Annotated in this window: 21 protein-coding genes and 2 pseudogenes; 12 read left to right on the top strand and 11 right to left on the bottom strand. The window is 66.2% G+C overall.

Annotation, left to right across the window (positions count from 1 at the left end; all coding sequences use genetic code 11):
• Positions 1 to 39: 39 nt before the first annotated feature.
• The 5 genes from ACFFU4_RS14940 (at position 40) to ACFFU4_RS14920 (ending at position 6704) form a co-directional block, all read left to right on the top strand.
• Entirely contained in the window at positions 40 to 897 is an 858-nt protein-coding gene (locus tag ACFFU4_RS14940; RefSeq protein ID WP_377070612.1) for a phosphate acyltransferase, read from the top strand.
• Positions 894 to 2033 (top strand): acetate/propionate family kinase, encoded by a 1140-nt coding sequence (locus tag ACFFU4_RS14935; RefSeq protein ID WP_377070611.1) that lies wholly within the window; start codon positions 894 to 896, stop codon positions 2031 to 2033. Before ACFFU4_RS14940 ends, ACFFU4_RS14935 begins: the two co-directional genes overlap by 4 nt.
• 130 nt (positions 2034 to 2163) lie before the next feature.
• Positions 2164 to 4983, top strand: coding sequence for a molybdopterin oxidoreductase family protein (locus ACFFU4_RS14930; RefSeq protein WP_377070610.1), 2820 nt, complete (start codon positions 2164 to 2166; stop codon positions 4981 to 4983).
• An 82-nt stretch (positions 4984 to 5065) separates the two neighbouring features.
• On the top strand, positions 5066 to 5830 hold the full coding sequence (locus ACFFU4_RS14925; RefSeq protein WP_377070609.1) for a 4Fe-4S dicluster domain-containing protein: 765 nt from the start codon (positions 5066 to 5068) through the stop codon (positions 5828 to 5830).
• Between the two features lies 1 nt (position 5831).
• Positions 5832 to 6704 carry a dimethyl sulfoxide reductase anchor subunit family protein gene (locus ACFFU4_RS14920; protein ID WP_377070608.1) on the top strand — a complete coding sequence of 291 codons (873 nt, stop codon included), beginning with the start codon at positions 5832 to 5834 and terminating at the stop codon, positions 6702 to 6704.
• 4 nt (positions 6705 to 6708) lie between these two features.
• Here the strand turns inward: ACFFU4_RS14920 and ACFFU4_RS14915 are convergent, their stop codons facing one another.
• Positions 6709 to 7290, bottom strand: coding sequence for a DUF1523 family protein (locus ACFFU4_RS14915; RefSeq protein ID WP_377070607.1), 582 nt, complete (start codon positions 7288 to 7290; stop codon positions 6709 to 6711).
• A gap of 12 nt (positions 7291 to 7302) precedes the next feature.
• Positions 7303 to 7569: a hypothetical protein gene (locus ACFFU4_RS14910; protein WP_377070606.1), complete on the bottom strand. Its 267-nt coding sequence runs from the start codon at positions 7567 to 7569 to the stop codon at positions 7303 to 7305.
• A gap of 116 nt (positions 7570 to 7685) precedes the next feature.
• On the opposite strand from ACFFU4_RS14910, the gene ACFFU4_RS14905 reads away from it, so the two are divergent.
• Complete coding sequence (locus tag ACFFU4_RS14905) at positions 7686 to 8243, top strand: hypothetical protein (RefSeq protein WP_377070605.1); 558 nt, start codon at positions 7686 to 7688, stop codon at positions 8241 to 8243.
• Positions 8244 to 8287: 44 nt separating this feature from the next.
• A complete protein-coding gene (locus ACFFU4_RS14900) occupies positions 8288 to 9103 on the top strand; it encodes a cyclase family protein (RefSeq protein WP_377070604.1) in 816 nt (271 codons plus the stop codon).
• A gap of 12 nt (positions 9104 to 9115) precedes the next feature.
• On the opposite strand, the gene thrS is transcribed toward ACFFU4_RS14900, so the two are convergent.
• Positions 9116 to 11095 carry a threonine--tRNA ligase gene (gene thrS / locus ACFFU4_RS14895; protein WP_377070603.1) on the bottom strand — a complete coding sequence of 660 codons (1980 nt, stop codon included), beginning with the start codon at positions 11093 to 11095 and terminating at the stop codon, positions 9116 to 9118.
• A 259-nt stretch (positions 11096 to 11354) separates the two neighbouring features.
• On the opposite strand from thrS, the gene ACFFU4_RS14890 reads away from it, so the two are divergent.
• The 4 genes from ACFFU4_RS14890 to ACFFU4_RS14875 all read left to right on the top strand — a co-directional run bounded on the left by ACFFU4_RS14890 (position 11355) and on the right by ACFFU4_RS14875 (position 14206).
• On the top strand, positions 11355 to 11600 hold the full coding sequence (locus ACFFU4_RS14890; RefSeq protein WP_377070602.1) for a hypothetical protein: 246 nt from the start codon (positions 11355 to 11357) through the stop codon (positions 11598 to 11600).
• A gap of 74 nt (positions 11601 to 11674) precedes the next feature.
• The gene (locus tag ACFFU4_RS14885) at positions 11675 to 12433 is read left to right on the top strand and encodes an alpha/beta fold hydrolase (RefSeq protein WP_377070601.1); all 759 of its coding nucleotides are present in this window, start codon (positions 11675 to 11677) and stop codon (positions 12431 to 12433) included.
• Entirely contained in the window at positions 12430 to 13410 is a 981-nt protein-coding gene (locus tag ACFFU4_RS14880; RefSeq protein ID WP_377070600.1) for an alpha/beta hydrolase, read from the top strand. The genes ACFFU4_RS14885 and ACFFU4_RS14880 overlap by 4 nt, the downstream gene beginning before the upstream one ends.
• Positions 13411 to 13489: 79 nt before the next feature.
• Positions 13490 to 14206 (top strand): alpha/beta fold hydrolase, encoded by a 717-nt coding sequence (locus tag ACFFU4_RS14875; protein WP_377070599.1) that lies wholly within the window; start codon positions 13490 to 13492, stop codon positions 14204 to 14206.
• Positions 14207 to 14232: 26 nt separating this feature from the next.
• Here ACFFU4_RS14875 and ACFFU4_RS14870 read toward each other — a convergent pair whose 3' ends face one another.
• The 3 genes from ACFFU4_RS14870 to ACFFU4_RS14860 all read right to left on the bottom strand — a co-directional run bounded on the left by ACFFU4_RS14870 (position 14233) and on the right by ACFFU4_RS14860 (position 15878).
• Positions 14233 to 15045, bottom strand: coding sequence for a CE1 family esterase (locus ACFFU4_RS14870; protein WP_377070598.1), 813 nt, complete (start codon positions 15043 to 15045; stop codon positions 14233 to 14235).
• 103 nt (positions 15046 to 15148) lie between these two features.
• Complete coding sequence (locus ACFFU4_RS14865; RefSeq protein ID WP_377070597.1) at positions 15149 to 15517, bottom strand: hypothetical protein; 369 nt, start codon at positions 15515 to 15517, stop codon at positions 15149 to 15151.
• Positions 15518 to 15563: 46 nt separating this feature from the next.
• Positions 15564 to 15878: an ArsC/Spx/MgsR family protein gene (locus tag ACFFU4_RS14860; protein WP_377070596.1), complete on the bottom strand. Its 315-nt coding sequence runs from the start codon at positions 15876 to 15878 to the stop codon at positions 15564 to 15566.
• Positions 15879 to 16041: 163 nt separating this feature from the next.
• Between ACFFU4_RS14860 and ACFFU4_RS14855 the strand changes: the two genes are divergently transcribed.
• Positions 16042 to 16248: a cold-shock protein gene (locus ACFFU4_RS14855; RefSeq protein WP_377070595.1), complete on the top strand. Its 207-nt coding sequence runs from the start codon at positions 16042 to 16044 to the stop codon at positions 16246 to 16248.
• A gap of 209 nt (positions 16249 to 16457) precedes the next feature.
• On the opposite strand, the pseudogene ACFFU4_RS14850 reads toward ACFFU4_RS14855, so the two are convergent.
• From ACFFU4_RS14850 to ACFFU4_RS14830, 5 genes and pseudogenes are all read right to left on the bottom strand, one after another.
• Positions 16458 to 16789: pseudogene (locus tag ACFFU4_RS14850) on the bottom strand (transposase); the annotation flags it as partial.
• A gap of 143 nt (positions 16790 to 16932) precedes the next feature.
• Positions 16933 to 17148: pseudogene (locus ACFFU4_RS14845) on the bottom strand (transposase); the annotation flags it as partial.
• Positions 17149 to 17341: 193 nt separating this feature from the next.
• Positions 17342 to 18238 (bottom strand): EamA family transporter, encoded by an 897-nt coding sequence (locus ACFFU4_RS14840; protein WP_377070594.1) that lies wholly within the window; start codon positions 18236 to 18238, stop codon positions 17342 to 17344.
• Positions 18239 to 18261: 23 nt separating this feature from the next.
• Positions 18262 to 18411 (bottom strand): hypothetical protein, encoded by a 150-nt coding sequence (locus tag ACFFU4_RS14835; protein ID WP_377070593.1) that lies wholly within the window; start codon positions 18409 to 18411, stop codon positions 18262 to 18264.
• On the bottom strand, positions 18411 to 18719 hold the full coding sequence (locus tag ACFFU4_RS14830) for a DsbA family oxidoreductase (RefSeq protein ID WP_377070592.1): 309 nt from the start codon (positions 18717 to 18719) through the stop codon (positions 18411 to 18413). The genes ACFFU4_RS14835 and ACFFU4_RS14830 overlap by 1 nt, the downstream gene beginning before the upstream one ends.
• Positions 18720 to 18798 lie beyond the last annotated feature (79 nt).

Below are 18798 nucleotides of genomic sequence, written 5' to 3'. Positions count from 1 at the left end.
CCCGTTTGCCCGCCGTCGTTGCTGGCTCGGGCCCGGTCCTTGCCCAGACCGCGCGTGGCGCTCGTGAATGCCGGGGCCGAGAACCCGCTGCAGGGGATCCGGGTGGCCGCCGAGGCGGGCCTGGCGGACCCGGTGTTGATCGGGGACATTGCCAAGATCGCGGCGACGGCGAACGCGATCGGCTGGGACATTTCCGGGCTGCCGCTGGTGCACGCACCGAAAGAGGCCGCCGCACCCGAAGCCGCGCGGATGGCGCGCGCGGGCGAGGTAGGGGCCATCATGAAGGGGCAGATCCACACGTCGGCATTCCTCAAGGGCCTGTTGCCGTCGGCGGTCGGGTTGCGTGCCCCCGGCACGCGGTGCGGGCATGTGTTTCACATCACGATGCCCGGCTCGGAACGGCCGCTCCTGCTGACCGATGCGGCGCTGAACGTGGACCCGGACGTAGAAACGCGGCAAGCATGCCTGAGCCATGCGGTGGCACTCGCGATGCGGTTGGGGATCGCGCGGCCCAAGGCCGCCATCCTCGCCCCGTCGGAAGACCCGACGCCGTCGGTGCCGAACACGATGGACGCGCGCCGGATCGCGGATTGGGCGGCGGCGGCGTTGCCGCATGCCGTTGTGCAGGGGCCTATGGCGATGGACCTGATCCTGTCGCGCGCCGCAGCGGAGGCGAAGAATTTCGAGTCCGAGGTATCGGGCGATGCCGACATCGTGGTGACGCCCAACATCACCACGGGCAATGCACTGTTCAAGCTGATGTCCTTTGGCATGGGATGCTGTTGCGCGGGTGTGGTGCTGGGCGCAAACGTGCCGATCCTGCTGACCTCGCGCGCGCAGGGGGCCGAGGAGCGGATTGCGTCGATGGCCCTGGGCGTCATCGGAGCGGCACCATGATCCTTGTGGTGAATGCCGGGTCGTCTTCGATCAAGGTCGCCGTATTCGACGGCGGGCTTGCCGGGCGTCTGAGCGGTATCGCCGACGGCATCGGCGGTACGGGCCGGTTGAAGATCGGCGGACACGACACTGCGCAAGACCTGCCCGATCACGCCTCCGCGCTGAAATCCATCCTGCAAGCGCTTGACGATAATGGGTTTCCCCTCTCCAGCTTCCGTGCCGCCGCGCATCGCGTGGTGCATGGCGGCACCGGGATCACCGAGCCGGTGCGCATCACCCCCGACACCACCGCCGCCATCGACCGCTGCGCTGCCCTCGCACCGCTGCACAACCCCCACAACCTCGCCGCCATCGAGACGCTGGCGCGTCTCGCCCCCGACCTGCCGCAGACGGCGAGCTTCGACACCGCCTTTCACGCCACCAACCCCGAGGTCGCGCTGCGCTATGCCCTGCCCCCCGGGATCGAGGCGCGCGGCATCCGCCGCTACGGCTTTCACGGCATCTCCTATGCCTCGGTGGTGCGGACCCTGCCGGGGATCACCGGCACCCCCCTTCCCGCGCGCCTGCTGGCCTTTCACCTCGGCAACGGCGCGTCGGTCTGCGCCATCCGCGACGGGCGTTCGGTGGCCACCACGATGGGCTATTCGCCGCTCGGCGGGCTGACCATGGGTACCCGCACGGGCGAGATCGACGGCAACGCCGTGCTGCGTCTGGCCGAAGAGGACGGGATCGCGGCCACCCATGATCTGCTCAACAAAAACAGCGGGTTGCGCGGCCTCTCGGGCGGGCTGTCGGACATGCGCGCGCTGATGCAGGCCGACACGACAGAGGCGCGTTTCGCCATCGGCCACTTCTGTTACTGGGCCGTGCGCCACGCCGGATCGCTGATCGCGGCGATGGAGGGGCTCGACGCGGTGGCCTTCACCGGCGGCATCGGCGAGAACGCCGCCCCGGTCCGCGCCCGCATCATGGACGGGCTGGGCTGGCTCGGTCTGCGGGCGGACGCGGCGGCCAACGCCGGCGGCGGGCCCCGCCTGCACGCCCAGGGCTCGGCCATCGCCGCCTGGATCGTCCCCGCACGGGAAGAGCGCATGATCGCCGCCGACGCGCTGGCGCTCCTGGGCACGCCCGCATGACAACGGAACGTCGTACCGCCCGCTTCAGAAAGATCGAAACGCATGTTCACGGAACGCGAAGTTTGCAGAATACGGGTCGCACCGGCCCGCAGCCTGGCCTAGTTTCAGGCCAAGGGAGGACAGGCCGCCAATGACACAGCAACCCCGCATCGATACCTCGCCGCATGTCTCGGACGAGGTGCGCAAGACCACCTGCTACATGTGCGCCTGCCGCTGCGGGATCAACGTGCACATGAAGGGCGGCAAGGTCGCGTATATCGAGGGCAACCGCGATCATCCCGTCAACAAGGGCGTGCTCTGCGCCAAGGGCTCCGCCGGGATCATGCAGGTCAACGCCCCCTCGCGCCTGCGCGCGCCGTTAAAGCGCGTCGGTCCCCGCGGGTCGGGCGAGTTCGAGGAAATTTCCTGGGACGAGGCGCTGCAAATCGCCTGCGACTGGCTGGAGCCGATCCGCAAGACCGATCCGTCCAAGCTCGCCTTTTTCACCGGGCGCGATCAGTCACAGAGCTTCACCGGCTACTGGGCGCAGAATTTCGGCACGCCGAATTTCGCGGCGCATGGCGGCTTCTGCTCGGTCAACATGGCCGCCGGGGGCATCTACACGATGGGCGGCGCGTTCTGGGAATTCGGGCAGCCGGATTGGGACCACACCCGGCTCTTCATGCTGTTCGGCGTGGCCGAGGACCATGACAGCAACCCGATCAAGATGGGCATCGGCAAGATCAAGGCGCGCGGGGCGAAGGTGATCGGGGTGAACCCGATCCGCACCGGGTATAACGCCGTAGCCGACGATTGGGTGGGCATCACGCCGGGCACCGATGGCCTCTTCATCCTGTCGCTGATCCACGAATTGATGCGCGCGGGCAAGATCGACCTCGACTACCTCGCCCGCTACACCAACGCGCCGGTTCTCATCAACAGCGATCCCGCCTCGCCCGAACATGGATTGTACCTACGCGATACCGACGGAAAACCGACAGTCATCGACCGCACCACCGGCAAGCGCATGGCGTTCGATACGCCGGGTGTGCACCCCGACCTGAGCGCCACGCACGAGGTGGACGGGATCACGCATCGCCCGGTGATGCACCTGATGGCCGAGCGTTACCTCGACCCGCAATACGCCCCCGAGGCAGTGGCCGAGCGCTGCGGCATCACCCCCGACAAGATCCGCCGCATCGCCGCCGAGATCGCGCGCGTGGCGTTTGATGAGGCGTTTACCCTCGATCACGAATGGACGGACTTCCGGGGCGAGACGCACAAGACGATGACCGGCCGCCCGGTCAGCTTTCACGCCATGCGCGGAATATCGGCGCATTCCAATGGCTTCCAGACCGCTCGCGCGCTGCATGTGCTGCAAATCATCCTCGGCACGGTCGAGGTGCCCGGCGGGTTCCGGTTCAAACCACCCTACCCCAAACCCGTGAGCGCCCACCCCACGCCGCATTGCAAATACGCGCCCGGCCAGCCGCTCGACGGCCCGCATCTGGGCTTTGTGCGCGGCCCCGAGGACCTCGCGCTCAAGGAGGACGGCAGCCCGGCCCGCATCGACAAGGCGTTCACATGGGAAAACCCGATGTCTGCGCACGGGCTGATGCACATGGTCATCTCCAACGCCCATGCCGGCGACCCCTACAAAATAGATACGCTTTTCATGTACATGGCCAACATGTCGTGGAATTCCTCGATGAACACGCGCGGCGTGATGGAGATGCTGACCGACACCGACGAGACCGGCGACTATGTCATCCCGCGCATCATCTATTCGGATGCGTACAGCTCGGAAATGGTCGCCTATGCCGATCTCATCCTGCCCGATACCACCTATCTGGAGCGCCACGACTGCATCTCGCTTCTCGACCGCCCGATCTGCGAGGCGGACGCGGCGGCGGATGCGATCCGCTGGCCGGTGGTAGAGCCCGACCGTGACGTGCGCGGCTTCCAGACGGTGCTGGTGCAACTGGCCAACAAGCTGAAATTGCCGGGCTTTACAACCGAGGACGGCACGCCGCGCTATGCTGATTACGCCGATTACATGGTCAACCACGAGCGCAAGCCCGGCATCGGCCCGCTCATGGGCTTTCGCGGCGACGGCGCGGATGTGGGCCGCGGCGCGCCCAACCCAGCGCAGATCGACCGCTACATCGAGAATGGCGGCTTCTGCGTCAGCCACATCCCCGAGGGGGCCAATTACTACAAACCGTGGAACATGGCCTATCAGGACTGGGCCGTCGGCATGGGCATCTTCGACACGCCCCAGCCCTATATCTTCGATCTCTACGCCGAGCCGATGCGCAAGTTCCAACTCGCCGCCGAAGGCCATGGCGACCGCCAGCCCCCCGATCATCTGCGCGCGCGGATCAAGGCCATGATGGACCCGCTGCCGATCTGGTATCCGCCCTTCGAGGACGACAGCGTCGACACCGGGGAATTCCCCGTTCACGCGCTCACGCAGCGCCCCATGGCGATGTATCATTCGTGGGGCACGCAGAACGCCTGGCTGCGGCAGATCCACGGCGAAAACCCGCTCTACCTGCCCACGAAGCTCTGGCATAAGCACGGGTTTTCAGAGGGCGATTGGGCGCGCGTCACCTCACCCCATGGCGAAATCACCGTGCCGGTCGCCCACATGGCCGCGCTCAATGAAAACACCGTCTGGACATGGAATGCCATCGGCAAACGCAAGGGGACCTGGGCGCTCTCCGAAGATGCGCCCGAGGCGACGCGCGGCTTCCTGCTCAACCACCTCATCCACGAGCTTTTGCCACCCAAGGGCGATGGGCTGCGCTGGTCCAACTCCGACCCCGTCACCGGGCAGGCGGCGTGGTTCGATCTGCGGGTGAAGATCGAGAAGGCCGACGCTCCGGCAGAGGCACAACCGGCCTTCGCGCCGATCAAGTCACCGGTGGGCCGTGGCCCCGAAAACCTGACATGGAAGGTGGGAAAGTGACCCGGTTTCTTCTTGGTACCAATACTCCGGGGTCTGGGGCAGCGCCCCAGTCCTGCGGTCTCAACACGCACGAGGGCTGAGCATGACCACCCTTCCCGAATCCACCACCCGCAAGATGGGCCTCGTGATCGACCTCGACACCTGCGTCGGCTGTCACGCCTGCGTGGTGTCCTGCAAGGGCTGGAACACCGAGAATTACGGCGCACCGCTCAGCGATCAGGACCCCTACGGTGCCGACCCGTCCGGCACCTTTCTCAACCGCGTACACAGCTACGAGGTGCAGCCGCTGGCAACATCGGCCATGCCCCATCCCGCCGCGCAACTCGTGCATTTCCCCAAATCCTGCCTGCATTGCGAGGACGCGCCCTGCGTCACCGTCTGTCCGACGGGGGCCAGCTACAAGCGCGCCGAGGATGGCATCGTCCTGGTGAACGAGACCGACTGCATCGGCTGCGGGCTCTGCGCCTGGGCGTGCCCCTACGGCGCGCGAGAAATGGATCAGGCCGAGGGCGTCATGAAGAAATGCACCCTCTGCGTCGACCGCATCTACAACGACAACCTGCCCGAGGAAGACCGCGTGCCCGCCTGCGTGCGCACCTGTCCCGCCGGGGCCCGGCATTTCGGCGATCTGGGCGATCCCGACAGCGACGTGAGCCGGCTCGTGGCCGAGCGCGGCGGGATGGACCTGATGCCCGAACAGGGTACGAAACCCGTCAACAAGTACCTGCCGCCGCGCCCGCGCGACACGCTCGACGAGGTCGACGTGCTGGCCCCCCTGCTCGCCCCCGTGGCCGAAGAGCCCAAGGGCTTTCTCGGCTGGCTCGACCGCACTCTGGAAAGACTCTGACATGCATCCCGCCCCGTCCGTCATCGCCTTTACCACCCTCTCCGGCGCGGGCTTTGGCCTGCTGTTCTGGCTGGGCCTCGGCCTGCCCGATGTCACCGGCTGGGTGGCTTTCGCCTTCTTCGCCGTGGCCTACGCGCTCGCGGCGGGCGGGCTGCTGGCCTCGACCTTTCATCTCGGCCACCCGGAACGCGCGTGGAGGGCATTCAGCCAGTGGCGCTCAAGCTGGCTGTCGCGCGAGGGCGTCTGTTCGGTTGCGGCACTGGTGGTCATGGGGCTCTACGGCGCAGGGCTGGTGTTCTTCGACACGCGGCTGGCACCACTCGGATGGGCGGGCGCGGCGCTGGCGCTGGCCACGGTGTTCACCACCTCGATGATCTACGCGCAAATGCGCACCGTGCCGCGCTGGAAAACGCCGCTCACCCCGGCCCTGTTCTTCGCGGTTGCACTCGCGGGCGGGGCGCTGCTGGCCGGGCAGGCCATCGCCGCAATCATGTTGCTGGCGCTGGCGGGGCTGGTGCAGGTGCTGTGGTGGCGGCGCGGCGACGGGGCATTCGCCGCGGGCGGCACCGACATGGCCACCGCCACAGGGCTGGGCGGGATCGGGCAGGTCCGCGCCTTCGCCCCGCCGCATACCGGCGGCAATTACCTGCTGCGCGAATTCGTCTTCGTGGTGGGGCGCAGGCACGCGGCCAAGCTGCGGGTGATCGCGTTCGCTCTCGGCTATGCCGTGCCGCTCGTGCTGCTGGCACTGTCGTTCAGCCATGCGCTTGCCGCGCTCGCCGCGATCAGCCACCTCGCGGGCATCGCCGTGTCACGCTGGCTGTTCTTCGCCGAGGCCGAGCACGTGGTCGGGCTCTATTACGGGGCACGGTGAGCGATCAGTCGGCGGCCTCGCGCCACTCGCCGCCCTCGGGCCTGCCGCGCCGCTCCCAGAACCGGTTCCAGCGCACGCGGATCGCCCACCACAGCGCCGCAAGCAGCGTCAGCACCACGATGTTGAACCACGGCACGAGCCGCACGTCCGGCCCCTCGACCGCCCACAGCGAAACCGCGTTGGGATAGATCGAGAGGAACTCGTTGCGCCAGCCGTAGTGGCGGATCGCGACCCATTGCGCGGACCCGGCGGATTTCTTCGACATCATATCCGACGCCTCGGCCTGAAGATTCGCGGTGTCGAACTTGAAATAGGGCGGCCAGCCCCAGCCGGTATCCTCGTTGCGATAGATCATCGGATCGTCATCGGTGAGAAAGGTCTGGATGAAGAACACATCGCGCCCGGTTGCGTTGACGTTTTCGCCGGTCGCGGCATTGGACCAGAACAGCGCGTTCTCGCCGGGATTTACCCGCTTTTCATAGGTATCGGTGATCCGCGCGATATCATGCTGCGGCAGGGTGTAATGCAGAAAGGCCAGCACTGCGATCCAGAAGATCGCCCGCAAACCCCATTTCACATAGACCATCGCCCGGCCTCCTCAGTTGAAATTCGTGATCCAGATGATCAGCCCCACCGCCATCACCGGCAGAACAAAGACCAGCCACAAGAGCCTGTGCCGCAGCGACCGTTCATACTGCGCCATCCCTTCCGCGACATAGGCGTCGCGGTTGCCCGGACGGCCCGCCGCCTCCCAGTCACGCTCCATCCGCTCGCGATGGGCCGCACGGAAATACCACGACAGGCCCAGGTAGAGCACGCCGAGGGCGATCCCCCCGAAGATCAGCAGGCGCATCAGCGCGATCATGGTCTCTCCCCGCCGCCAGTCTTGAAAACTACACCACTTGACGTAAACTCGCGATGTCGTGGCGGCAAGTTTCCGGCATCCGACACCCTTTTGCATGTATTATGGAGTGTTCGCAAATGACACGTTTTTCGCTGGCCGCTGCGGCCCTTGCAATCGGTTTCGGCGTGCCCGCCGCCGCCGACGAGATATCGGACACACTGCAAAGCGCGCTCGACGCCTACGAGGAAGGCGATACGGCCTACGCGCTCGAAGAGCTCGACTACGCCCGTCAGCTATTGCTCGCGCTCAAGACCGACGCGCTCGCGGGCTTCCTGCCCGACGCGCCCGAGGGCTGGAGCCGCGAGATCAACACCGAGATGAACGCGGGCCTTGCCATGATGGGCGGCGGCACCGGGGCCGAGGCCACCTATGCGGGCGCGGGCACGCGCTTGACCATCACCATCATGGCCGACAACCCGATGGTGGGCGCCATGTCCGGCATGATCGCCAACGCGGCCATGTACGGGGCCCGGGTCGAGCGTGTGGGGCGCGAGAAATTCATGATAAAGGATGGAGAGGTGACGGGGCTCGTGGCGAACCGCTTTCTCATCAAGGCCAGCGGTGGCGACGCGGAGGAGATGCTCGCGCTTGTCGGAGAGATCGACTTTCGCGGGCTCAGGTCCTTCGGACAATAGCCACGGCATCGCCGCCGCGTTTCAACAACAGAGGAGAAAGACCCATGTGTGACGCCTGTATCATCAACGCGGTCAAGGACAGGATGCTGTCGCGGCGCGGCTTTTTCACGGCGGCGGCCACTGTCGGCGCGGGGGCGGCGCTCGCACCTCTCGGCGCGCCCCCCGCTCTTGCTCACGGGCACGGCGCGGTCGAAGACCTGACCCATGCCTATGACGCCGATTTCCCCACCTATTTCGGCGCGCCAGGCATCTCGACCGAGCAGACCTTCAACTTTGACGAGCACGGGTTCAACCTGCTGACGCTCACCGTCAACGAGCACACCGGCACCCATGTCGATGCGCCGCTGCACTTTTCCGCCGATGGTGCCTCGGTGGACGAGATCCCCGTGGGCGATCTGGTGGCCCCGCTCTGCGTGGTCGATATCGCCGCACGCGCCGCCGAGGACGCCGATACCCGGCTCACCCCCGACGACCTCAAGGCATGGATCGCTGCGCACGGTCCGATCCCCGACGGGGCCTGCGTGGCGCTTTACTCCGGCTGGGGGGCCAAGGTGGATAGCGACGCGTTCCGTGGCTTCGACGGCGAGGCGCAGCATTATCCGGGCTTCCACGTCGAGGCCGCGCAGATGCTGATGGAAGAGACCGGCGCGCGCTCCATCGCGGTCGATACCCTGTCGCTCGACCACGGGCCCTCGGCGGATTTCGCCACCCATTACGCGTGGCTGCCCTCCGGGCGCTTCGGGATCGAGAACGTGGCGGGTCTCGACCGGGTTCCGGCGGCGGGCGCTACCATCGTCATCGGCGCGCCCAAGCATCGCGGCGGCACCGGCGGCCCGGCCCGGATTTTCGCGCTGATCTGAGGCGCGCGCGCGTCAGGCCATGTCCGGCGGGGTCGCCTCGGCGGCCAGTTCCGGCACGATCTCGTCAAGCGCGACGGTGCGCGTGGCCTTTTCCCCGAGGCGGCGCAACGACACGCTGCGCTGCTCGATCTCGCGCGGCCCGCAGGCGAGAATCACCGGCACCTTGCCCACGGAATGCTCGCGCACCTTGTAGTTGATCTTCTCGTTGCGGGTGTCGGCCTCGGCACGCACACCCCGCGCGCGCAGGGCCTCGACCACCTCGTGCACGTAATCATCGGCGTCCGACACGATCGACGCCACCACCACCTGCCGGGGTGCGAGCCAGAACGGCAGCCGCCCGGCATGTTCTTCGATCAGGATGCCAATGAATCGCTCGAAAGACCCGAGGCAGGCCCGGTGCAGCATGTAGGGCCGGTGCTTGGCCCCGTCCTGCGCGATATAGCTCGCGTCCAGCCGCTCGGGCAGGTTCGGATCCACCTGGAAGGTGCCGCACTGCCAGACCCGGCCGATCGCGTCGGTGAGGTAGAAATCCAGCTTCGGTCCGTAGAACGCGCCATCCCCCGGCTCCAGCGTGTAATCGCGGCCAACGGCCTTGATCGCGTTTTCCAGCGCACCCTCGACGTAATCCCAGCTTTCATCGGTCCCGACACGTTTCTCGGGACGGGTGGCGAAACGGATCTCGAATTCAGGGAAACCAAGCTCGCGGTAGACCCCGGCAAGGAAGTCGATGAAGCGCGCGCACTCGTCCTGGATTTGCGCCTCAGTGCAAAAGATATGCGCGTCGTCCTGCGTAAATCCGCGCACCCGCATGATCCCGTGCAATGCGCCCGACGGCTCGAACCGCGCGCATGACCCGAACTCGGCCAGCCGCAGCGGCAGGTCGCGATAGGATTTCAGGCCCTGGTTGAACACCTGAACGTGGCAGGGGCAGTTCATCGGCTTCAGCGCGTTGATCCGCGTCTGCGCCTTGTTCTTGACCGCCGCATCGTCGTTTTCACCGTCGCGGCTCTCGTCCACCTCGACCACGAACATGTGGTGTTGGTACTTGTCCCAGTGACCCGAGGCCTCCCACAGCTTGCGGTCGACGACTTGCGGCGTGTTGATCTCGCGATAGCCGCCGACGCGCTGCTTGCGGCGCATGTAGTCCTGCAACTCGGTATAGATGGTCCAGCCGTTGGGGTGCCAGAACACCTGCCCCGGTGCCTCTTCCTGCATGTGAAAGAGGTCCATCTCGCGCCCGAGTCGTCGATGGTCGCGGCGCTCGGCCTCTTCGAGGAAATTGAGATACGCCTTGAGCTTGTCGCGGCTCTGGAAGGCCACGCCGTAAATGCGTTGCAGCATCTGGCGCGAGGAATCCCCGCGCCAATAGGCCCCAGCCACGCTCATCAGCTTGAAGGCGTCGGCGGGCACCTGCCCGGTATGCTGCAGATGCGGGCCACGGCACAAATCCTGCCAACCCCCGTGCCAGTACATGCGCAGCGGCTCATCGCCCGGAATGGCCTCGACCAGTTCCACCTTGTAGCGCTCACCCGTCTGCTCGTAATGCGCGATCGCACGGGCACGGTCCCAGACCTCGGTGGTGACGGGGTCGCGCGCGTTGATGATCTCGCGCATCCTGGCCTCGATGCGGCCAAGGTCCTCGGGCGTGAACGGCTCTGCGCGGTCGAAATCGTAATACCAGCCGTTCTCGATCACCGGGCCGATGGTGACCTTCACATCGGGCCATATTTCCTGCACCGCGCGGGCCATGATATGGGCAAGGTCATGGCGGATGAGTTCGAGCGCCGGGGCCTCGTCCTTCATCGTGTTGATGCTGATCGCGGCATCGCGCGGGATCGGCCATTGCAGGTCCCAGTGCTGCCCGTCGACATGGGCCGAGATGGCCTTCTTCGCCAGCGACACGGAGATATCCGCCGCGACCTCGGCGGGGGTCACGCCAGAGGGGTAGCTGCGCGCATTGCCATCGGGAAATATGAGGGAAATATCGGCCATCTGAGGCTCCTCGTCGGTTTGGCGCCCACGGAACGCCCGGTTGCGGGTATCTTGCGGGCCTCATGCCCGCATCCGCCCGCAAGGTCAAGGGGGCAGGTGCGCGACGGTATGCGACCGTATATTGCAACCTCTTGACGCAGTTGAAAAAACCCATTGGACATGTCGTGTCCAATGCCCTAAATGCCGTTTATCGACCACGCAACATTATTGCGCTGCGAACGTAAAGTCGCGGTGCCGTACATCACGGGAGACGCAGGAATTGCCGGGCTATAACGAGACATTCGAACTCTCCGTCGAGGACATGGATCTGATCGAGACCGCACTGCGGCAGGCCAAGGCCGAATTGTCGGCGCGGGCGCTGCCCGACGATGTGCAGCACGACAAGACCGCCGACACCCCGCCAGAGGCGGACGAGACCCTGCTGCGCATCCACGACCTGCTCGGACGGCTGCATAATCAGAAGGTGTTCTATCGGCCGCGCAACGGGGCCTATATCGGCGGCTGAGGCCGGGCGAAAACCGGTTTGCGCGCCTCGCGGCGCAGGTGCATGATCCCCGCCGCAAGGCAAGGGAGGATGCGATGCCGCAACCATCATGGCTCAAGACCGGGGCGGGCCGCCGCATCGCCCATCACCGGCTGACGGGCAATGGCCCGGGTATCGTCTTTCTCGGCGGGTTCAAGTCCGACATGGAGGGCACCAAGGCGCTGTGGCTCGAGGAGTGGGCGCGCGCCCGGGGCCGCGCCTTCCTGCGCTTCGACTATTCCGGGCACGGGCGATCCTCTGGTTCCTTCACCGATGGGTGCATCGGCTATTGGGCAGAGGATGCCCGCGCCGTGCTCGACGCGCTGACCGAGGGGCCGCAGATCCTCGTGGGCTCGTCTATGGGCGGGTGGATCGCGCTTTTGCTGGCAAGGGCCCGCCGCGAACGGGTAGCTGGCATGGTGGGCATCGCCGCCGCCCCCGATTTCACCGAGGACGCGATGTGGGCCGGGTTTGACGAACCCGACCGCCGCCAGATAATGCAGGAGGGGCAGATCGCCCTGCCCTCGGAGTATGGCGAACCCTACATCATCACCCGCCGCCTGATCGAGGACGGGCGCGATCACCTCGTGCTGCGTTCACCGCTCGACCTGCCCTTCCCGGTTCGGTTTCTGCAAGGAACCGCCGATAATGATGTGGATAAGTCCGTCGCCTTGCGGCTTCTGGACCATGCCACCGGGCCTGACATGCGGCTCACGCTGGTCCGCGGGGCCGATCACCGCTTTTCCGATCCCGACTGTCTCGATCTTATCGGCGCGGCGCTGGACGAGGTGAGCGCGCGGGCGGACACGGGATGAGGCGCTGGCTGCTGCGCGCCGTTCTGGCGCTTGCTCTGCTCCTCGGCGTGGGTCTGATCCTCGCGCCGCGAGAGCCGGTGGAGATGCCGCCAACCTTCGATACCGGCACCCTCGACGGCGGTATCGATGCTTTCCTCGCCGCGCGCGAGGCGCGCTATGACGACATCCGCCCCGACAGCCACAAGCGCGTGATCTGGGCCGGCGCGCCCGAGACGCGCACGCCGCTCGCCATCGTCTACCTTCACGGCTTCTCGGCCTCGAGCCAGGAAATCCGCCCGGTGCCGGACATGGTGGCGCAGGCATTCGGGGCCAACCTCGTCTTCACGCGGTTCCGCGGTCACGGGCGTGACGGCGACGCAATGGCTGAGGCGACGGCCTCTGACTGGCTCGCCGACGCCGCCGAGTCGCTGGCGGTGGGGCGCGCGGCGGGGGATCGCGTCGTGATCCTCGCCACCTCGACCGGGGCCACGGTGGCCACACTCGCCCTTGCCGACCCGGCGCTGCGCGACCGCGTCGCGGGGGCGATCCTCGTCTCGCCCAATTTCGGCATCAACAACCCGCTGGCCCCGCTGCTGACATGGCCGGGCGCGCGCCACTGGCTGCCGCTGGTGGCCGGGAAGCGGCGCAGCTTCGAGCCGCGCAACCCAGGACAGGCGGCGGAATGGACCACCGAGTATCCCAGCACGGCGGTGTTTCCGATGGCGGCGCTGGTGGCGCGGGCGCGTTCGCTCGATCCGGCGACGATCCCGGTGCCCGCGCTCTTCTACTACTCCGAGGCCGACACCGTGGTGCGCCCGGACCTGACCGACGGCGTGCTCGCCCGCTGGGGCGGGCCCGCGACGCGCGTCGCGCCGGTGCTGGCCGAGGGCGACGACCCGTCAGCCCATGTCGTGGCGGGCGACATCATGTCCCCCGGCAACACCGCTGCTGCGGCACAGGCGATGACCGGCTGGATCGAACGGGTCATCGCGCCTTAGACCTTGCACGGGCGGCAGCGGCGATGTCATGCTTTCGGAGGACGTGGGCGAGAGGCCGCCGGGATCGGGGGATGTTTCGATGAACAGTGATCCGATCGTGTTCCTGCCCGGCATGATGTGCGATGCGCGGCTCTTCGCGCCGCAGATCGCCGATCTGGGCCGCGACCGGGTGGTGTGCGCGGCGCCGATCACGCATGGCGAGCGCATAGAGGAGATCGTCTCGGGGCTGCTCGATCACCTGCCGGGGCGGTTCGCGCTGGCCGGGCTTTCGATGGGCGGAATCGTGGCAATGGAAATCCTGCGACGCACGCCCGAGCGGGTGACCCGGATCGCGCTGATGGACACCAATCCGCTGGCCGAGACACCGCAATCCTCCGCCGGGTACGAGCCGCTGGTCGCCAAACTGCGCGCCGGGATGATTGCCGAGGCGGTCGAGATGGTGCTCGGCCAGGACGTGCTCGCACCGGGACCGGGCAGGACAGAGGTGCTGGCGCAGGTGGTGGAAATGGCCGAAACGCTCGGGCCAGACACGCTCGTGCGGCAGGTGCGCGCCCTGCAGCGGCGACGCGACTATCAGGCCGTGCTGCGCCGCTGCCAGGTGCCCGCGCTGGTGCTGTGCGGGGCCGCCGACGGCCTGACCCCGCAACGGCGGCACGAGTTCATGGCCGGGCTGATCCCAGGCGCGGATCTGTGCGTGATCGACGGTGCAGGACATCTGCCGGTGCTGGAGCGGCCCGCCGAGACCAATGCGGCGCTGTGCGCATGGCTGGAACAGCCGAACCATCCGTTGCCGTGAACCGGTTCCCTGCCGCGATCAGGACGTCACGGGTAGGATCGCGGCAGGCCGAGCAATTCGTCCAGTTGCCGGGCGATCCAGCCGCGCGGGATGAAATGCCCGCGCCCGTGCACGTCGAGCGTGACACGCCCCTCGTCGCAGTCCCAGAGTGTGCGCGCGAACGTGTCGTGATGGGTCACCGACCAATGCCCGAGGCGTTCGCCCGGCCCGGCGCATCCCATCCGCTCGCGCCAGAGCTTGACGGGCCATGTCGTCTCGCCATGCGGGCCGAAGGGGAAATCCATCACCGTATCGGACGTGCCATGGACATGACGTACCTCCGCCGGGGCCTGCGGACAGGTCTCGGATTGCCGGAGCGTGCCCGACACCGCCAGCAGCGCCGCCACCCCGTCGCCGTTCTCGCAGGCATAGCGCCACGCCATGGCCGAGCCGTAGGAATAGCCCGAGACATAAATGCGGCTGCGGTCGATGGGATAGCGTTTCGCCGCGTCCTCGATCACGGCGGCGGCAAAATCCACGTCATCGGTCCGATCGGTCCAGAAATCCCAAGTCTTGCCCTGCCCGTTGGGCGCGAGCAACAGCACACCGCGCCGCCGCGTCGCGCCGGAAATCCGGCCATGCTTGACGATCAGCGTGCCCTGCCGCATCCAGCCGTGGAAATGCAGCAGCACCGGCAGCGGCGTTTGGCCGTCCCAGCCGTCGGGCTCCTTGACATGGTAGGACCGGTCGCCGAGCGCGCAGGGCACCTCGGCATGACAGCGCGGCTCGATCTGCCCGGCGGCGAGGGCCGGCGCGGGCGCGATGAGGGCAAGCAGGGCGATGGCAAGGGCGTGACGCATGGGCGCTCCGTCGTCTCGTGTCGCGATGGACCCTAAGCACCAGCCCTGAAATGTCATGTCACAAGCCTGTCAGCCCCACACCGAGGGTCCGCGACCGCGCGCTCTAGAAATGCGATTTCGGTTCGTCCGGCTTGCCCGCCGCCAGCGCCAGCACGCCCGCAAGCCCCGCCATCCCGATCGGAAACATGGTGAACACGTTGAAGCCGAACGCATAATAGATCAGCCCCGCCGCCACCAGCAGGAGCACCCCCGCAGGCAGGGCCCGCGCCCGCGCCATCGCGCCCCCCGCGATCGCCAGAAGCGGCGCGAGGAAGCTCGCGGTGCGGATCAGCGCGGGATCTGCGACCTGATGCAGCAGCCCCTCGACCTCGCCGAAGCGGTGCACCGCTTCGGTATAGCCATAGCTGAAAAACCCCACGAGGATCGCGAGACACCCGCCGATGATCCCCAGAACCGCCGCCGCATTGCGCATTGTGTCCGCCTTTCGTTGCTGCCGCCGATATAGGCGGTCTCGCCTGTCATCCAAGAAGCGCGGTCTGAACCTCCCGCCCCCAGCCGAGGTAAAGCGTGCCGCCCGCGTCGATGAGCGGGCGTTTCATCACCGCCGGGTGCGCGCCAATGAGCGCCAGCGGTGCCTCCGCACGCACCGCCTCGCTCAGTCCGCGCCATGTCGCCGATTTCCGATTGATCAGCGCGTCCCCGAACCGCTCCAGCGCCGCCTGTGCCACATCATCGGGCAGACCCTCTGCCCGGATGTCGTGCAGACGCGCCCCAGGCAGGGATTTCAGGGCCTTGCGGCAGGTATCGCAGGTCTTGATCCCGTATACGACCATCTTTTCGCTTCCTTGCGAACGCTCTCATAGCGCGCCGCGCCGGGGCCGTCACTGAGTTTCGCTTGATTTTTACATTGACGATGCAATCATCGTCCTGTGCCCAACGCGGCATATGGCCCGGCATACTCCCGGGGACGCGAAGACGAAGACGAAGGAGAACGGAATGCCGACAGGCACCGTGAAGTGGTTCAACACCACGAAAGGTTACGGCTTTATCGCCCCGGACGATGGCGGCAAGGACGTGTTTGTGCATATCTCGGCGGTGGAGCGTTCGGGCCTCACCGGCCTCGCCGACAATCAGAAGGTCGGCTACGAGCTGAAGGATGGCCGCGATGGCCGTCAGATGGCGGGTGATCTGACGCTGCTCTAGACGGTGCCGGGCGCGGCGGCACACCGCGTCCCGTTTGTCATCCCGCCTGCGGACAGGGCTCAGTCGCAGCCCTTCACCCCGGGTGAGCAGTCGCCATGCCGCGCACGCGCGCTGACGATGTGCGTGCCGTTATGGTGCTTCGCCTGTTGATAGCTTTGCGCGCGTTTCGGCGTGCCACAGCCGGTCACGCCGTCGACCGAGACCGCCTAATCGCTGCACATCCCGCGAACCATTTCGCGCATCCGACCAGGCTTCAGAACTTTCACCGGATGACGTCTTGCAACATCTCGCGGTCCAGCGTCAGGTCGGCCACGATCTTCTTCAACCGGCCATTCTCATCCTCGAGCTGCTTCAGCCGCTTCATCTCGGCCGGCAAAAGGCCGGCATACTTCTTCTTCCAGTTGGAGCAGGTCGCCTGGCTGATGCCTGCCTTGCGGCAGATCTCCGCGACCGGCGTGCCTTCTTCGCCCTGCTTGATGATGAACTCCTTCTGCGCGTCCGTAAACTTCGATGCCTTCGTGTGATTCCGCTCCTCTTCCAGCCGCGAAACCGTAGCGGAAAACTCCACTTTCAAACGGTCCAGTTTGCGGGGATCAGATCAGTCCGAAACAATCATTCGCGGCCTGCCTCGTCGTTCGATCAGAGCGCCCAATTCCCGCGCAACACGCGCCCGGAACCTGTTCGGATCAACCGAGCCACCTCTGCATTCTCGTCTTCAAGCGCCTTCAGCCGCTTGGCGTCCGATACTGTCATCCCGCCAAACTTGGCCTTCCAAGCATAAAAGGTGCCTTCCGACATCCCGTGCTTGCGGCACAGGTCAGCACACTACGCACCCGCCTCAAGGGTTAAATCTTCCTGCTGATCTCGCCATCCTGGCGGGCGACAACCGGGCGTCGGCAAAACGGAACGGGCGCGAAGCCTTAGAAGTCATGAAATTCTGAATGCTGCCGCTCGCGCCGGCCGCGCAGGTCACCTCGCAAATGGTGTCGTTCTGTTGGTGCCGGACCCGCCCATCGGGCCTTAGAGACAAACGCGCGTGCGACGGAAGGGCTGGGCATCAAGGTGGCCTTTATACAGGACGGTTGAAAGCACATTAGGCGGACGCCCGATACCGCGTGAACCAGCTCGGCATTCGCAGCCCGCAGGGACGGCTGGCTGCCTGGCTTACCCAGACCGATCCCAATACGATGATGGCGCCGAGGATCTGGAGCAAGCTCAATGCCTGTCCCAGCCAAACCCACCCAAGGATGACCGCAGTGACCGGGCTCATCATGCCGAGCATCGAAACCGCGCCGGGTTCGATCCGGGCAACACCCCGGAACCAGATCCAGTAGGTTGCTGCGGCCCCGATCAACCCAAGCCAGAGCAGCCCGCCGAGATTGGTCATGGTAAGCGGGGGTAGCGCGGGTTCCGCGAGAAGCGACAGAGGCAGTAGGATTAGGCCGCCCGCGGTCAACTGCCAGGCGGCGAAGCTGAGCGCCGGAACCGGGGGTTGCCATTTGCGACTGAGAACAGTGCCCGCAGCCATCGCCGCCGCTGCGCCAAGGGCTGCGGCAATCCCGACTGGGTCAAGCGCCGCGCCCGGTCCAAGGAGCAGGAGGCCGACGCCCGTTATCCCGGTGATCGCGGCGACAACAGAAGCTGCGCGTACAGATGTGCCCAGCCAGCCGCGCGCCATGCCGATCACCATCAGCGCCTGCACAGATGTCACGGTCGCGGCAACGCCACCTGGCAGGTGATACGCGGCGACGAACAGCAGTGTCCAGAACACCGCAAAGTTCAGCGCTCCGAGCATGAACACCCGGATCAGCCAATCGCGGGATGGCAGGCATCGCGTGACTGCGAGGAGCAGGAGGCCTGCCGGCAGAGCCCGCAACACCGCGAGAGTGATCGGATATCCCTCGGGCAGGAATTCCGTGGTGACAAGGTAGGTGCTGCCCCAGATGGCCGGTGCAAGCGCCGTGATCAGGATATCGGGCGTTCGAGACATGGTATGATTCTCCAAGGAAGGGCTCACCAAAGGAGCGTGGAAAGGGGGCGACTTCGCTCGACACGCGGTTCAAGGCCGATGTTGCGCATCAGATACGGAGGCAAATTTCCGGGCACGCCACGCAAGCGACGCCGCTCGCGATAGCGATACAGAAGCTGGGTGAGAAAACGCATCAGGCCGCGCCTCCCCGTTGCCCGGCAAGCCAGGCTGCAAAGTCGAGTTGGACTCTCAGATCCTCGATGGGCCCGTTCACAAGACGCGTGCCGGTCATAGGCTCAATCAGCGTCGGGACGCTGCGAATCTGAAACCGTTGCGCATGCTGGCGATCCGCCTCTACGCGCCGCGCTGTTTCTGGGTCTCTCAGCAGCGTACGGAATTCGGTGCGGTCATGCCCGATGGACGCGGCGAGATCATTGATGACGTCGCGATCCGCAACGTTGCGTGCTTCGGTGATATGCGCACGCTGGAGACGATCGAACATATCCCAGTGTCGGAGCTACTCCCCGTCTCTTGGACAGGATCTGGCGTAAATCAAGCTACTCTTTGCACCTGCTGATCGG

Origin of the sequence: Roseovarius ramblicola (assembly GCF_042430665.1) — a bacterium.
GTDB classification, from domain to species: domain Bacteria; phylum Pseudomonadota; class Alphaproteobacteria; order Rhodobacterales; family Rhodobacteraceae; genus Roseovarius; species Roseovarius ramblicola.
Note: the sequence above shows the minus strand (reverse complement) of the source record. Positions and strands in the feature narration are given on the sequence as shown.